Genomic DNA, 13,732 nt, shown 5'->3' with positions numbered 1-13,732 from the left:
GAATTACTTACGCAGTTCGACGCGACGGTTCTGAGCCCACGACTGCTCGTCGTTGCCAGTTGCAACTGGACGCTCTTTACCGTAGGAAACCAGTTCCAGTTGGCCTGGAGCAACACCTTGCAGTACCAGGTAGCGCTGAACGGCTTTCGCACGACGCTCGCCCAGAGCCATGTTGTACTCACGAGTACCACGGGCGTCAGTGTTACCTTCCAGAACAACGCGAGCGCCGTTAGCTTTCAGGTCCTTGGCGTGAACGTCCAGAGCGCGCATGGCTTCTGGCTTCAGGTCCGAACTGTCGTATTCGAAGTAGAAAGTGGTGATCGCGCGCAGAGCAGCTTCTTCGCTCAGGGAGCCGTCGACTGCACCAGTGTTAGCGCCGTAACCAGCGTTTGGATCAACAGCTGCGCCTTCACCGGCATTGTCGCCGCCTTTAGAGGAGCAACCAACGGCTACGGACAGAGCCAGAGCCAGAGCAGCAAACTTACCAAACTTCAGCATTTCCATCGTGAAACTCCTAATGAACCCCAGTGTGTTAAGTACTTCTTTTTGTAGCGCCGCGTCAGTTCAGGTAAGGGGACCAGGATGGTTCTCTGACTTCGCCTTGTGCGGTAGGAAGCGGGAGCCTTACGCGTCCGTTGATGGACACGAGCATCAAGACTCCCCGGCCCTGCTGGCGGGTGGCGTAGATTACCATGGTGCCGTTGGGCGCAACAGTGGCTGACTCATCAAGGTTGGTATCTGTAAGGATTTTCACGGTTCCGCGCTGCAAATCCTGGGCCGCAACCCGGAAATTAGTGAAACCATCCTGACGGTGAATCATTACCAACGTCTTTTCATCGGCCGAAAGCTTGGGATTGGCGTTGTAGTTACCGATAAAGGTCACACGTTCCGCGCCGCCGCCGTTTACATTTGCCTTGTAGACCTGAGGCTTGCCGCCACGGTCAGAGGTGAAGTAGATGGTCGAACCATCTTTACCCCAGAACGGTTCGGTGTTGATACCCGGGCCGCTGGTCACACGCGAGAGCTGACGCGAGGCCATATTCATCACGTAGATATCCGGGTTGCCGTCCTTGGACAGCACAAATGCCAGGCGCGAACCATCCGGCGACCAGGCCGGTGCACCGTTGAGGCCTTCGAAGTTGGTGATCTGCTCGCGACGGCCGGTATCAATGTGCTGGACGAAGATACGTGGACGCTTCTGTTCGAACGATACGTAGGCAATACGCTTGCCGTCCGGCGCGAAGCGCGGCGACAGAATGGGCTCACGGGACTGCAGCAAGGTCACTGCACGCGCACCGTCGTAGTCCGAACGCTGCAGGGTGTAGCGGGTGTTGTCGACAGAGAAACGCTCAGCGGTCACATACAACAGGCGCGTGGAGAACGCCCCCTTGATACCGGTGAGCTTTTCAAACGACTGGTCCGAAATGTAGTGGGCCATGTCACGCAGTTGTTCTGCGGTGCCGGAGACATTGCCGGTCAGGACCTGCTGCTCGGTGGCCACGTTGAACAAGGTGTAGGTGATTTGCAGGCGACCGCCGGCCGGCGTGATGTTGCCGACCATCAGGTACTGCGCGCCCACCGCTTTCCAGTCACGGAACACGACTTCGCTGGCCTGGTTGGGCTGGCTGATCATGTTGCCTTTTGGAATCGGTGCGTAGTAGCCGGAGTTGCGCAGGTCGTCGCTGACGATCTGGGCCATGTCATCCGGCAGCACGCTGCCGCCCTGCCAGCCGAACGGTACTACCGCGATCGGGGTGGCCCGATCGCTGCCGCTGGTAACCAGGATGTTCTTTTCATCCGCCGCCGCTATCCCTGCCATACAGCAAATAACGACAAGCATTCCTCGAAGAAGGTTTCTCACAAGGCTAGATCCTCAGGTGTGAATGTCATCTTGAATGAACGATAGGGAGCGAAGTCGCTTGGTTTCATTCCCTGCATCTCGGTCAACCGGCCAATATTCTTGACTGCGGCAACCGCCGAACTGTCGAACGAACCGTCACCACTGGACTTGGCCACGCTGACCGAAGTCACCGTACCGTCCGGCAACATGCCGATCTGCAGCACTACTGTCATGCCTTTACGTGCCGAAGGTGGACGTGTCCAGCCTTCCGCTGCCCGCGCCCGAATCAGGTCGTCAAAACTGCCCGCGACTTCATCGCCACGTTCATCGGCCAAGGCTTGCTGACGCTGCGGCGTGTCGGAAAGCAAATCTGCCAGGGCCTGGGCCTTTTTCTCTTCGGCGGATTTACGGGCTGCTTCCTGGGCCTTTTTCTTGGAGGCGTCGGCGGCAGCTTTCTTCTTCGCGTCGTCGGCGACTTTCTTCTTCGCCTCGTCTGCTTCAGCTTTTTTCTTGGCGTCTTCGGCGGCTTTCTTCTTCGCGTCTTCGACGATCTTTTTCTTGGCTTCCTCAGCGGCCTTTTTCTTGGCCTCTTCTTCGGCAGCTTTCTTGGCTTCTTCTTCGGACTTCTTCTTGGCTATATCAGCCAATTGTTTCTCTTCGGCCTTTTTGGCTTCGGCAGCTTTCTCGGACTTCTTGGCTTCATCAGCCTTTTTCGCCTCGTCGGCTTTCTTCGCTTCGTCAGCCTTTTTCGATTCCTCGGCCTTTTGAGCCGCCTCTTCTTTCTTTTGTTCCGCAGCAGCCTTCACCGCTTCCTGCTCGACCTTCTTCTGTTCCATCTGCTCGACTTCGGTCTGGCGCGCAGCCGACTTCTGGGCCTCACCCGCAATCTTCTGATTGGTCTGGGTGGTGGCCTGACTTTTCGATTTCAGCTGATACAGGGTCGCCTGCACGATCGGCTTGGCTGGCGGCAGGTCCGGGGTCATGGCAAAGCTGACAAACAGCATGCCGAACACCAGGACGTGCAGGGCAATTGCCCAGACGCTAGGCCAGAAGAAGCTTTCCGAGGCGGACGGCTCTCGCTGTTGCTGCATCAGGGCGCCTCGGTAATCAAGCCAACGTTACCCACGCCGGCCTTCTGCAGCCCGCCCATGGCGCCCATGACGGAACCGTAGTCGACCGACTTGTCGCCGCGGATGAACACCTGGGTGTGCTTGCCGCCTTCGTTGCCGGAGCGAATGATCTTGGTCACGGCATCGGTCATCGCCGGCAAGGTCAGGGCCTTGTCCTGCTGTTTCTGCGTGTCGACTTCGCTGCCAAGGTTCCAGTAGTAGGTCTTGTCAGCCTTGATCGAAATGGTCAGGACCTGAGTGTTGTTGTCCTGCGGCAAGGCTTCACTGGAAACCTTGGGCAGATCAACCTTCACGCCCTGGTTGAGCATCGGCGCGGTCACCATGAAGATAACCAGCAGCACCAGCATCACGTCGATGTAGGGCACTACGTTCATCTCGGCGACCGGCTTGCGCTTTTTGCGAGCTCGAGCGATTAAAGCCATTGGGAATTACCTGCTTATTCTTCGCTGGTGTGCACTTTACGGTGCAGGATCGCCTGGAATTCATCGGCGAAGGTGTAGTAACGGCCGATCAAGGTTTCGCTGGTGGCGGCAAAACGGTTGTAGGCGATTACTGCGGGGATAGCGGCGAACAGGCCGATCGCGGTGGCGATCAGGGCTTCGGCAATGCCCGGAGCCACGGTGGCCAGGGTCGCCTGCTGCGCCTGGGCCAGACCCCGGAAGGAGTTCATGATGCCCCATACGGTACCGAACAGGCCGATGTACGGGCTGACGGAGCCGACGGTCGCCAGGAACGGCAGGCTTTGCTCCAGCTTCTCTTCTTCGCGGGAGATGGCCACGCGCATGGCTCGGGCCACGCCTTCCATCACAGCTTCCGGGTCAACGCCCGGCTGCTGGCGCAGGCGCGAGAATTCCTTGAAGCCGGCGCGGAAGATTTGCTCGACGCCCGAATCCGGGTCCGGATTGCTGCCGGCCTGGCGATACAGCTTGGACAGGTCGATACCCGACCAGAAGCGCTCCTCGAAGCTCTCCAGGGCGCGTCGACCGGCACGCAGCAGGTTGCTGCGCTGAAAAATCATGACCCAAGAGGTAACCGATGCGGCTACCAGGGTCAGCATGACCAGTTGCACCACGATACTGGCATTACTGACCAGGCTCCACATCGAGGAATGGTCGACGACGGTAGGTTCCACGCTAAATCTCCTGCTTTGATTGTTTACCCGCGCCGCTCACGGCAGCAAAGGCCGCACGTAGAGTTTCGGGAATGGCCCGAGGTTTCAAACTGTTGGTGCGTACACATGCCACCAGGAACTGCCCCTCACAGAGCAGCGTTGCATCCGTAGCCCGCCTGACCTGCTGCTTGAATCGCAGGCTGGCACGGTTCAATTCGATGACTTCAGCGCTGACCAGCAACTCATCGTCCAGTCGCGCCGGTGCGTGGTAACGCGCCTCGCTGGAATGCACGACGAATAACAGGTCCTCCCCGGCCAGCGTGGATTGGGCAAAGCCCAGCTCCCTTAGCCGCTCGGTTCGAGCCCGTTCCATGAATTTCAGGTAATTGACGTAATAAACGATGCCGCCGGCATCAGTGTCCTCGTAATAAACGCGACAGCGATGTGCGAACGACTGATCCCCGTTTTGCGCGCGCATACTCTAGTGCTTACTCCTCAGGTTGCCAATCCGGCTGGACAACTGTTTTTTCAATACCTGAACACATTTCCAACGCCTGAATGACGACGCCAGACACTGGGACAGCACAAACTTCAGATAAATCACCCCACATGGCAAATACCCTGTAGGAGCGAGCTTGCTCGCGAAGCCCCTGAGCGCGACGCGTATAACCAGACATACCGCGTTATCGTTGACGTTTTTCGCGAGCGAGCTCGCTCCTACAGTTTTTAATCGTCTACCGCATCAAGGAATTCGTCTACCACAGGCATCTCTCCCAATCGTGACGGAATGTTTAGCCCAAAGTGCAGATAGGCATGACGCGTCACCACCCTGCCCCGCGGCGTGCGCATGATATAGCCCTGCTGGATCAGGTAGGGCTCCAGTACATCTTCAATGGTGTGACGCTCTTCACTGATGGCTGCAGCGAGGCTGTCCACGCCCACCGGGCCGCCGTCGAACTTCTCGATCATGGTCAGGAGCAGACGCCGATCCTGGTGATCGAAGCCATGTTCGTCCACATCCAGCAGGTTCAAGGCCAGGTCCGCGACCGCCTTGGTGATATGCCCCTTGGCGCGTACCTCGGCAAAATCGCGCACACGGCGCAGCAAGCGGTTGGCGATCCGAGGTGTACCGCGGGCACGCCGGGCGATTTCGAACGCGCCTTCCGGGTCCAGCGGCAAGCCGAGGATGTTCGCCGAACGGCTGACGATGGTCGCAAGGTCTGCCGTGCTATAGAACTCCAGACGTTGAACAATGCCGAAACGGTCTCGCAGCGGGTTGGTCAACATGCCCGCGCGGGTCGTGGCCCCCACCAGCGTGAACGGCGGCAGGTCAAGCTTGATCGAACGGGCCGCCGGGCCTTCGCCGATCATGATGTCGAGCTGGAAGTCCTCCATCGCCGGGTACAACACTTCTTCGACAATCGGCGACAACCGGTGGATCTCGTCGATAAACAGGACGTCGTGGGGTTCCAGATTGGTCAGCAACGCGGCCAGGTCGCCGGGGCGCTCCAGCACCGGGCCGGACGTGGACTTGATCGACACGCCCATTTCCTGGGCAATGATGTTGGCCAGGGTGGTCTTGCCCAGGCCCGGCGGACCGAAGATCAGCGTGTGGTCCAGCGACTCACTGCGCCCGCGTGCGGCCTGGATGAACAGCTCCATCTGTTCGCGCACGGTGGGCTGGCCGATATAGTCGGCCAGGCTCAGGGGGCGGATGGCGCGGTCCTGGACTTCTTCACGGTCGCGCGGGCCGGTAGCCGCGATCAGACGATCAGCTTCTATCACTTAAATCATTCCCTTCAGGGCTCGGCGGATCATGTCTTCACTGCTCAGGTTCTTGTCCTTGATGGCCGATACGGCCTTGCTGGCCTCCTGCGGCTTGTAGCCCAGGGAGATCAACGCACTGACCGCATCGCTTTCGGCACTGGCGACCTGGCCTGCCGGCATATCCGGCTGGTTCGGGACCAGGGCGAACATGCTCGGCACCACTTCCCAGGCCTTGAAACGGTCCTTGAGTTCCACCAGCAAACGCTCGGCGGTTTTCTTGCCCACACCCGGCACCTTGGTCAGGGCCGAGGTGTCCTGGGCTGAAACGGCGCGTACCAGTTCATCCACTTCCAGGCTCGACATCAATGCCAGGGCCAATTTGGGCCCGACGCCATTGAGCCGAATCAGCTCGCGGAAGAAATCGCGGTCGCGCTTGCCGATGAAACCATAGAGCAGTTGCGCGTCTTCGCGCACCACTAAATGCGTGTGCAAGGTTATCGGCTCGCCGACCGACGGCAAGCGGTACAAGGTGGTCATGGGCACTTCAAGCTCATAACCCAATCCATTCACATCCAGAATCAGGTGCGGCGGCTGTTTCTCAGCCAGGGTGCCGCGCAAGCGTCCAATCACGGTTCAGATCCTTAAAGCTTGGGGGTCAGAGCAGGCCTGACCGGAAATAACGATTGCGCTGATGCTATCAGAGACGCAGGCGTCCGCCACGACTGCGTGCCGCACCCAGGCCATGGGGCAGCAGGCTGGAGCGGGTGTGGGCGTGGCAAATGGCAATGGCCAGGGCGTCGGAGGCGTCGATCTGGGGTTTCGAGGTAAGTTTGAGCATGTGCATGACCATCATCTGCACCTGCTCTTTATTGGCTCCACCCGTACCCACGACGGCCTGCTTGACCTGGGTCGCGGTGTATTCGGCGATCTCCATGCCCTCCTCGGCCCCCGCCACGATGGCCGCGCCACGCGCCTGACCGAGCTTCAACGCCGAATCGGCATTCTTGGCCATAAAGACTTTTTCGATGCCCATGGTCACCGGGCCATAGGTCTGGATGACTTCCCGTACGCCGCGATAGACGATCTGCAGGCGTTCGGCCAGTTCGCCCGCGCCCGTGCGGATGCAGCCCGAGGCAACATACACGCAGCCGCGCGGGGTCTGCTGCACCACGCCAAAACCGGTGATGCGCGAACCGGGGTCGATACCTAGGATTAAAGTCATAACGCCTGCGGGTTAAATAAGTACATTTTTCGATACAGCGAGAATCCAATGTGGGAGGGGGCTTGCCCCCGATGGCGGTGGGTCAGTCACAAATGTGCCTGCTGACACTCCCTCATCGGGGGCAAGCCCCCTCCCACATTTTGACCTCATCGCTTTTTAGACTAGCTGTTCAGCCACGGACTCGGGGATGTCGGCGTTGGAGTACACATTCTGCACATCATCCAGGTCTTCGAGCATGTCCAGCAGCTTCAACACCTTCTGCGCACCGTCCAGGTCGAGTTCGGCGCTGGTGGTCGGCAGCATCACGATTTCCGCGTCGGTGCCCTTGAAGCCTGCGGCTTCCAGGGTATTGCGCACTGAGTAGAAGCTGGCGAACGAGGTGAACACGTCAATGGAGCCATCTTCGTTGGTGACGACGTCATCGGCGTCCGCCTCCATCGCGGCTTCCATAAGCGCGTCTTCATCCGTGCCCGGAGCAAAGGTGATCTGCCCCTTGCGCTCGAACAGGTAGGCCACCGAACCGTCGGTCCCCAGGTTGCCGCCGCACTTGCTGAACGCGTGGCGCACCGCTGCGGCGGTACGGTTGCGGTTGTCGGTCATGCATTCGACCATCACCGCCACGCCGCCCGGGCCGTAGCCTTCGTAGGTCAATTCGACCATGTCGTCGGTATCGGCCGCACCGGCACCACGGGCCACGGCGCGATCGATGATGTCGCGGCTCATGTTGGCGCCGAGCGCTTTGTCCAGCGCCAGGCGCAGGCGCGGGTTGGAGCCCGGGTCACCGCCGCCCTGGCGGGCGGCGACGGTCAGTTCGCGAATCCACTTGGTGAAAATCTTGCCTTTCTTGGCATCCTGACGCTCTTTGCGGTGCTTGATGTTCGCCCACTTGGAATGGCCAGCCATTACACAACTCCGAAATTCTCTAGAAACCTATCAATCCCGCCGCCGGCGAGATTTCCCTCTTTTAAACGCAAAGGCGCATCCGAAGATGCGCCTTTTTGACTGCTTACAACCTTATCGCGCTTTCACGCAGCAGCCTTACTCAGCCTTCGGCGTCTCGCGCAGGCGGATGTGCAGTTCGCGCAGTGCCTTGGCATCCACCACACCCGGGGCCTGTGTCATGACGTCCGCGGCGCTCTGGGTTTTCGGGAACGCAATCACTTCACGGATCGACTGGGCGCCGGTCATCAGCATCACCAGACGGTCCAGGCCGAACGCCAGGCCACCGTGCGGCGGCGCGCCGTATTTCAGCGCGTCGAGCAGGAAGCCGAACTTCTCTTCCTGTTCCGCTTCGTTGATGCCCAGCAGGCGGAATACCGCTTGTTGCATCTCCTTGCGGTGGATACGGATCGAGCCGCCACCCAACTCGGTGCCGTTGAGCACCATGTCGTAGGCACGGGACAGCGCGCCGGCCGGGTTGGCTTCCAGCTCGGCCGGGGAGCACTTCGGCGCGGTGAACGGGTGGTGCAAGGCGCTGAAGCTGCCGTCGTCGTTTTCTTCGAACATCGGGAAGTCGACAACCCACATCGGCGCCCATTCGCAGGTCAGCAGGTTCAGGTCGTGGCCCAGCTTGATGCGCAGCGCGCCCAGGGCCTCGCTGACGATCTTGGCCTTGTCGGCACCGAAGAACACGATGTCGCCATCGACTGCACCAACGCGATCGAGGATTTCGTTCAGGTTGTCCAGCGGGATGTTTTTAACGATCGGCGATTGCAGACCGTCAACGCCATTGGCGCGCTCGTTGACCTTGATGTAAGCCAGGCCCTTGGCACCGTAGATGCCGACGAACTTGGTGTAGTCGTCGATCTGCTTGCGCGGCATGCTCGCGCCGCCCGGCACGCGCAGGGCGGCGATACGGCATTTCGGGTCGTTGGCCGGGCCGCTGAACACCTTGAAGTCGACTTCTTTCAACTGGTCGGCCACGTCCACCAGCTCCAGCGGGTTACGCAGGTCCGGCTTGTCGGAACCGTAGCGGCGCATGGCTTCTTCGAAGGTCATGTGCGGGAAGTCGCCGAATTCCAGGTCCAGCACTTCCTTGAACAGGTTGCGGATCATTTGTTCGGTGAGGCCCATGATCTCTTTTTCATCGAGGAAGCTGGTCTCGATGTCGATCTGGGTGAATTCCGGCTGGCGGTCGGCGCGCAGGTCTTCGTCGCGGAAGCACTTGGCGATCTGGTAGTAACGGTCGAAGCCGGCCACCATCAGCAGCTGCTTGAACAGTTGCGGCGATTGCGGCAAGGCGAAGAAGCTGCCTGGGTGGGTACGGCTAGGCACCAGATAGTCACGCGCGCCTTCCGGGGTGGCGCGGGTGAGGATCGGCGTTTCAACGTCAAGGAAGCCGTTCTCGTCGAGGAAGCGGCGGATGCTGGTGGTCATGCGCGAGCGCAGACGCAGCTTCTCGGCCATTTCCGGGCGACGCAGGTCCAGGAAGCGATAGCGCAGGCGAGTTTCCTCGCCAACGTCGGAATATTCGTTGAGCGGGAACGGCGGGGTTTCCGACTCGTTCAGCACTTGCAGTTCATAGCCCAGCACTTCAATGCCGCCGGACGCCATGTTCTTGTTCACCGCACCGGCCGGGCGCAGACGCACCTTGCCGGTGATTTTCACGACGTATTCGCTGCGCACGCGGTCGGCGGCAGCGAAGCTCTCGGCGCGATCCGGGTCGAACACCACCTGGGCCAGACCATCACGATCACGGATATCGAGGAAGATCACCCCGCCGTGGTCGCGGCGACGGTGAACCCATCCGCAAAGGGTGATTTCCTGACCTTCCAGGGTCTCGTTCAGTTGGCCGCAATAGTGGCTGCGCATCATGGTAGTGGTTTCACTTCTCGTAATTCGAAATTCGGTGGCAGGCCTGCCGCGTCACCGTACATTAAAGCAGGGGACGGATAATGCAGGAGCCTGCGCGTAGAGTTCAACTCAGTCTGCTTTGTCGCCGCCCGCCAGGTTCTTCTTGGCGCCGGTCTTGAAATCGGTCTCGTACCAGCCGCTGCCGCTCAGGCGGAAGCCCGGCATGGACAACATCTTTTTCAACTCAGGTGCCTGGCAGGCTGGGCAATCGACCAACGGCGCGGCGCTGATCTTCTGAATGGCTTCCAACTGATGACCACAGGAAGCACATTGATAGTCGTACATGGGCATGGAGATGTCTCGGCGATCAGATCGTAACGGCGCCACGCCTTGCCGTCGTGCATATAACCCGGCATGCGCAGCAAAGCGCGGGATTATATCTGGTAAATCGAGGCAGCGCAGCCGGCTTTCTGCCCGAGGCCCGGCCCGCCGCAAGCATGGGCCGGGCCCTCGCGCCCTCCAGTCAGACTGACCCGCAGGTGCCAACGCGATCTTTCAACAGGTGAACGACGCACACCACCCGCACCAGCCCGCTGAAGTTCTTCACACCGCCATAACGCAGATGCACTTCGCGGTCGACGTAGGACAACAACGCACTGACCGAGCAGGTATTGATCCTGGCTATTTCCGTCAGGATGTTCCAATAGATCTGTTCAAGCCGCAGGCACGTGGAAAACCCGTTGAGGCGCACCGACCGCGATAAGGGTTTGGCGAGCCCCATGTCGAACCCTTTCGCGAAAGGGTCGACCTTTATCTTGTGAAAACCTGCGGTTTCCACGCCCTTACCCAATCCACACGACATACACCTGACACTCCCTTGCCAAACAACGGTCCATGGGTTTGTCCCATTGGACGGTAGGCCTATAAAACCGCAGGAAGCGATGCGCAGCCAGAAGACGCGGGAGTTGGGCGTCGTAGGACAACGCCAGGAAACACAGGGAAACAAGTGGGTGGCGGCATGAAGACGCCACCCAAGCTTGACGGTTACTGGTTTTCGAGCAGCGAGCGCAGCATCCAGGCGGTTTTTTCGTGCACTTGCATACGCTGGGTCAGCAGGTCAGCCGTCGGCTCATCGCTGACCTTGTCGAGCAACGGGAAAATGCCCCGCGCGGTGCGAGTGACGGCCTCTTGGCCGGCCACCAGTTGCTTGATCATCTCTTCGGCGCTCGGCACACCCTCTTCTTCCTTGATCGAAGACAGACGGGCGTAGATCGAGTAGGCGCCCGGCGCCGGGAAGCCCAGGGCACGGATACGCTCGGCGATGGAATCCACCGCCAGCGCCAGTTCGTTGTACTGCTCCTCGAACATCAGGTGCAGCGTACGAAACATGGGGCCCGTGACGTTCCAATGGAAGTTGTGGGTCTTCAGATACAGTACATAGGTATCGGACAGCAGCCGCGAAAGTCCGTCGACGATGGATTTACGGTCTTCTTCACTGATACCAATATCGATTGCCATGTTTTTCCCCTTCAATTGATGAGCATTCATTGATCAGGTGCAGGACCACTCTAGCAAGAGTGTCGCTCACGTGCAGCCCGGCACGTCCAGGCGACGTGCGGCAAATCGCCCCGCATCACTTGCGAGGCAGCGGCCGGCGAGCCGGTATCCTGTAGGAAAAACGCTCGAGAGGCCGCTCAAATTACCTGCACCCGTCTAGGACAAGCCTTCGGCGCAAAAATGCCGCCGCGATTGCAACACCCCGAAACGCTTGATTTGAGTAGGCACAGCCTTTGCTGTTAAATAGGCATCGTGTGGCTGCCGTTCATTTCTGCGGCACGTCACATAGGCTGATACCCGCGCACGTGCTCAACGCCTCCCATTGTTCAGAAGCGAACCGTGCCAGTCAGCTCTTCCTTGTGATCCGTCTTAACGTGAGTTAATCAAAATGTTGAAAATCGTCCACCTGCTGACGGGCGTTGCGGCTTTGCTGCTGTCCTTTATCCCGAGCCTGCAGCCTGAAAGCCTGCCCTACCTGCAACAACACGACGCTCTATACCTGGCCTTGTTCGGCCTTCTCAACCTGACACTGGCACCGGTAATCCCTTACTGGAACAAAGGCACGCGTCATCAACTGCAAAACCTGGTCAGCGCGCTGCTGGTACTGACCGTTGTCGTTCAAACCCTCACCCTGCTGGCACCCATGCCTGAAGTGGGCGGCCATCCGGCCATCCTGCTCAGCCTGGTGATTGCTGTGGTCGCCATCGTTCTTCACCTGGCCATCAGCTTCTACCGTTCGTCCCCAGCGGCCGCGTCGCAAAACTACGACATGACCAACCGGGATACCGGGACCGTCAAGTGGTTCAACACCTCCAAAGGCTTCGGCTTCATTTCGCGCGACTCGGGCGACGATATCTTCGTCCACTTCCGGGCTATCCGCGGTGAAGGCCACCGCGTCCTGGTCGAAGGCCAGCGCGTGGAGTTCTCGGTGATGAACCGCGACAAAGGCCTGCAAGCTGAAGATGTAATCGCTGCCCTGCCGCGTCGCTGATTCCAGACGGCGCTGCAAAAAAACCGCGATCCGGCGTTGCCCGGATCGCGGTTTTTTATTGCGCGCTCATTCAATAGTGCGGCGGCGGTGCTTCTTCTTCCGAGGTTTCGAACTGGCCGCCCATCTCTTCCTGGCGCTTGAGCAATGCGTTCATCTGCAATTGCAGGCGCTCCACGGCGTGCTGCTGGGCGACCAGAATGTCATTGAGGGTTTCGATGGTATCGTCCTGGAAGGCCAGGCGGCTTTCCAGGTCGGTGACGCGATCTTGCAGGTCCATGGTTCAGTCCTGGGTAAAAATGAAGTCGGCAGGCAATAATTCGCGCAGTCGGCTGCGGATCGCCGCCAGCTGCTCCGGGCTGTAGGGAACGGCCGGATGCCTGCCCCACACCGGCGCCGGCCAGGCTGCGTCATCGCGCTTGCGCACGATGACATGCACATGCAACTGGCTGACGACATTGCCCAGCGCGCCGATGTTCATCTTGTCGGCGCACAGGCCTTCGTTCAGCAGCTGGGCGAGGGTCGTCGTTTCCTGCCACAACCGCTGTTGATCGGCGACATCCATCTGAAACACTTCGTTGATACCGTTGATACGCGGCACCAGGATGAACCAGGGGTAGTTCGCGTCATTGGACAGCAGCAGGCGACAGAGCGGGAAGTCCCCAATGGCCAGAGTGTCTTGTTGCAGGCGTTGATCTAAAGCGAACACGTGGGCACTCCGTTCGGCAGGTCAATTTCAGGTGCCCAGCATAACGCCGAATGCTCACGGCTTCACGGTGAATGCGCAGGAAGCCTTGAGGCAGACGGATCGCATCCACGCACCCTTTCGAGGCAACGGGAGGTTTGAACCACCCTAACTCGGGCCTCGAGGGGATGCACCAAAATGACCCAGCCGTGCCTCAAAGAGGTCCAAGGCTACCCACTGGAGGGTCAATCGGTAACGTTTTGCTCAGGTGCGGATGTGGCGGACCACCTGAACGGGGTTAACACCCGCATGCCAAGTGAGAACCAAACGGCTTAAAGGGCCCGTGTTTATGCGGTTTTTACATTCCCGTAACATTTTTCACGAAAAAATGACATTCGATCAGCGCTTTGTGCACGCTTGTTGCATTCACCTCCTTATCGTCGGCAACGACACCTGGAGGGATGCCAGGGTTTCGCGATAGGAAACAGTAGCGTTTCAATGTGTATCAGGGACGAGTTTCAAACTTTTAAACCGTTTGAAGAGAACATTGAAGTTGTCAGCCGGGTGATAGCCGGGCTGTGATTTGCGACACGGAGCTAGCAATTTACGACAGCCTCGTAAAGAAGCTGAAAGGATAGT

General features: G+C 59.2%; 18 protein-coding genes. 1 reads left to right on the top strand and 17 read right to left on the bottom strand.

Features of this window, described 5'->3' with window-relative positions; all coding sequences use genetic code 11:
* Positions 1–3: 3 nt before the first annotated feature.
* From pal to BFQ00_RS26100, 15 genes are all read right to left on the bottom strand, one after another.
* Positions 4–504 carry a peptidoglycan-associated lipoprotein Pal gene (gene pal / locus BFQ00_RS26165; RefSeq protein ID WP_003193861.1) on the bottom strand — a complete coding sequence of 167 codons (501 nt, stop codon included), beginning with the start codon at positions 502–504 and terminating at the stop codon, positions 4–6.
* A 55-nt stretch (positions 505–559) separates the two neighbouring features.
* Positions 560–1,840: a Tol-Pal system beta propeller repeat protein TolB gene (gene tolB / locus BFQ00_RS26160; protein WP_065887603.1), complete on the bottom strand. Its 1,281-nt coding sequence runs from the start codon at positions 1,838–1,840 to the stop codon at positions 560–562.
* Positions 1,841–1,857: 17 nt separating this feature from the next.
* Entirely contained in the window at positions 1,858–2,931 is a 1,074-nt protein-coding gene (gene tolA / locus BFQ00_RS26155) for a cell envelope integrity protein TolA (protein ID WP_065887602.1), read from the bottom strand.
* Positions 2,931–3,383, bottom strand: a complete 453-nt coding sequence (gene tolR / locus BFQ00_RS26150) for a protein TolR (protein ID WP_161793227.1) — start codon at positions 3,381–3,383, stop codon at positions 2,931–2,933. The genes tolA and tolR overlap by 1 nt, the downstream gene beginning before the upstream one ends.
* Before the next feature lie 23 nt (positions 3,384–3,406).
* Positions 3,407–4,102 (bottom strand): protein TolQ, encoded by a 696-nt coding sequence (gene tolQ, locus BFQ00_RS26145; protein WP_034115768.1) that lies wholly within the window; start codon positions 4,100–4,102, stop codon positions 3,407–3,409.
* A 1-nt stretch (position 4,103) separates the two neighbouring features.
* Complete coding sequence (gene ybgC / locus BFQ00_RS26140; RefSeq protein ID WP_003175800.1) at positions 4,104–4,559, bottom strand: tol-pal system-associated acyl-CoA thioesterase; 456 nt, start codon at positions 4,557–4,559, stop codon at positions 4,104–4,106.
* A 10-nt stretch (positions 4,560–4,569) separates the two neighbouring features.
* A complete protein-coding gene (locus BFQ00_RS29500; protein WP_130184573.1) occupies positions 4,570–4,758 on the bottom strand; it encodes a hypothetical protein in 189 nt (62 codons plus the stop codon).
* A gap of 49 nt (positions 4,759–4,807) precedes the next feature.
* Entirely contained in the window at positions 4,808–5,866 is a 1,059-nt protein-coding gene (gene ruvB, locus BFQ00_RS26135; RefSeq protein WP_053135842.1) for a Holliday junction branch migration DNA helicase RuvB, read from the bottom strand.
* Positions 5,867–6,478 carry a Holliday junction branch migration protein RuvA gene (gene ruvA, locus BFQ00_RS26130; RefSeq protein WP_003175802.1) on the bottom strand — a complete coding sequence of 204 codons (612 nt, stop codon included), beginning with the start codon at positions 6,476–6,478 and terminating at the stop codon, positions 5,867–5,869. It lies immediately after the preceding gene.
* A gap of 67 nt (positions 6,479–6,545) precedes the next feature.
* Positions 6,546–7,070 carry a crossover junction endodeoxyribonuclease RuvC gene (gene ruvC, locus BFQ00_RS26125; protein ID WP_019821257.1) on the bottom strand — a complete coding sequence of 175 codons (525 nt, stop codon included), beginning with the start codon at positions 7,068–7,070 and terminating at the stop codon, positions 6,546–6,548.
* 156 nt (positions 7,071–7,226) lie between these two features.
* A complete protein-coding gene (locus BFQ00_RS26120; protein WP_065887601.1) occupies positions 7,227–7,973 on the bottom strand; it encodes a YebC/PmpR family DNA-binding transcriptional regulator in 747 nt (248 codons plus the stop codon).
* A gap of 135 nt (positions 7,974–8,108) precedes the next feature.
* The gene (gene aspS, locus BFQ00_RS26115) at positions 8,109–9,884 is read right to left on the bottom strand and encodes an aspartate--tRNA ligase (protein WP_065895080.1); all 1,776 of its coding nucleotides are present in this window, start codon (positions 9,882–9,884) and stop codon (positions 8,109–8,111) included.
* A gap of 108 nt (positions 9,885–9,992) precedes the next feature.
* Positions 9,993–10,214, bottom strand: coding sequence for an FmdB family zinc ribbon protein (locus BFQ00_RS26110; protein ID WP_003193872.1), 222 nt, complete (start codon positions 10,212–10,214; stop codon positions 9,993–9,995).
* 172 nt (positions 10,215–10,386) lie between these two features.
* Positions 10,387–10,725, bottom strand: a complete 339-nt coding sequence (locus BFQ00_RS26105) for a ribbon-helix-helix domain-containing protein (protein WP_065887599.1) — start codon at positions 10,723–10,725, stop codon at positions 10,387–10,389.
* A 182-nt stretch (positions 10,726–10,907) separates the two neighbouring features.
* Entirely contained in the window at positions 10,908–11,381 is a 474-nt protein-coding gene (locus BFQ00_RS26100) for a Dps family protein (protein WP_003193874.1), read from the bottom strand.
* Between the two features lie 427 nt (positions 11,382–11,808).
* Between BFQ00_RS26100 and BFQ00_RS30260 the strand changes: the two genes are divergently transcribed.
* Positions 11,809–12,411, top strand: coding sequence for a cold-shock protein (locus BFQ00_RS30260; protein ID WP_005790922.1), 603 nt, complete (start codon positions 11,809–11,811; stop codon positions 12,409–12,411).
* A 70-nt stretch (positions 12,412–12,481) separates the two neighbouring features.
* Here the strand turns inward: BFQ00_RS30260 and BFQ00_RS26090 are convergent, their stop codons facing one another.
* Together BFQ00_RS26090 and BFQ00_RS26085 are read right to left on the bottom strand one after the other, a co-directional pair.
* On the bottom strand, positions 12,482–12,688 hold the full coding sequence (locus BFQ00_RS26090; RefSeq protein ID WP_057723846.1) for a SlyX family protein: 207 nt from the start codon (positions 12,686–12,688) through the stop codon (positions 12,482–12,484).
* Positions 12,689–12,691: 3 nt separating this feature from the next.
* Positions 12,692–13,117: an HIT domain-containing protein gene (locus tag BFQ00_RS26085; RefSeq protein ID WP_065935163.1), complete on the bottom strand. Its 426-nt coding sequence runs from the start codon at positions 13,115–13,117 to the stop codon at positions 12,692–12,694.
* Positions 13,118–13,732 lie beyond the last annotated feature (615 nt).

Source organism: Pseudomonas sp. 28 E 9, from assembly GCF_900004785.1.
Taxonomy (GTDB): domain Bacteria; phylum Pseudomonadota; class Gammaproteobacteria; order Pseudomonadales; family Pseudomonadaceae; genus Aquipseudomonas; species Aquipseudomonas orientalis_A.
This window is presented reverse-complemented; position numbering and strand designations above follow the sequence as displayed.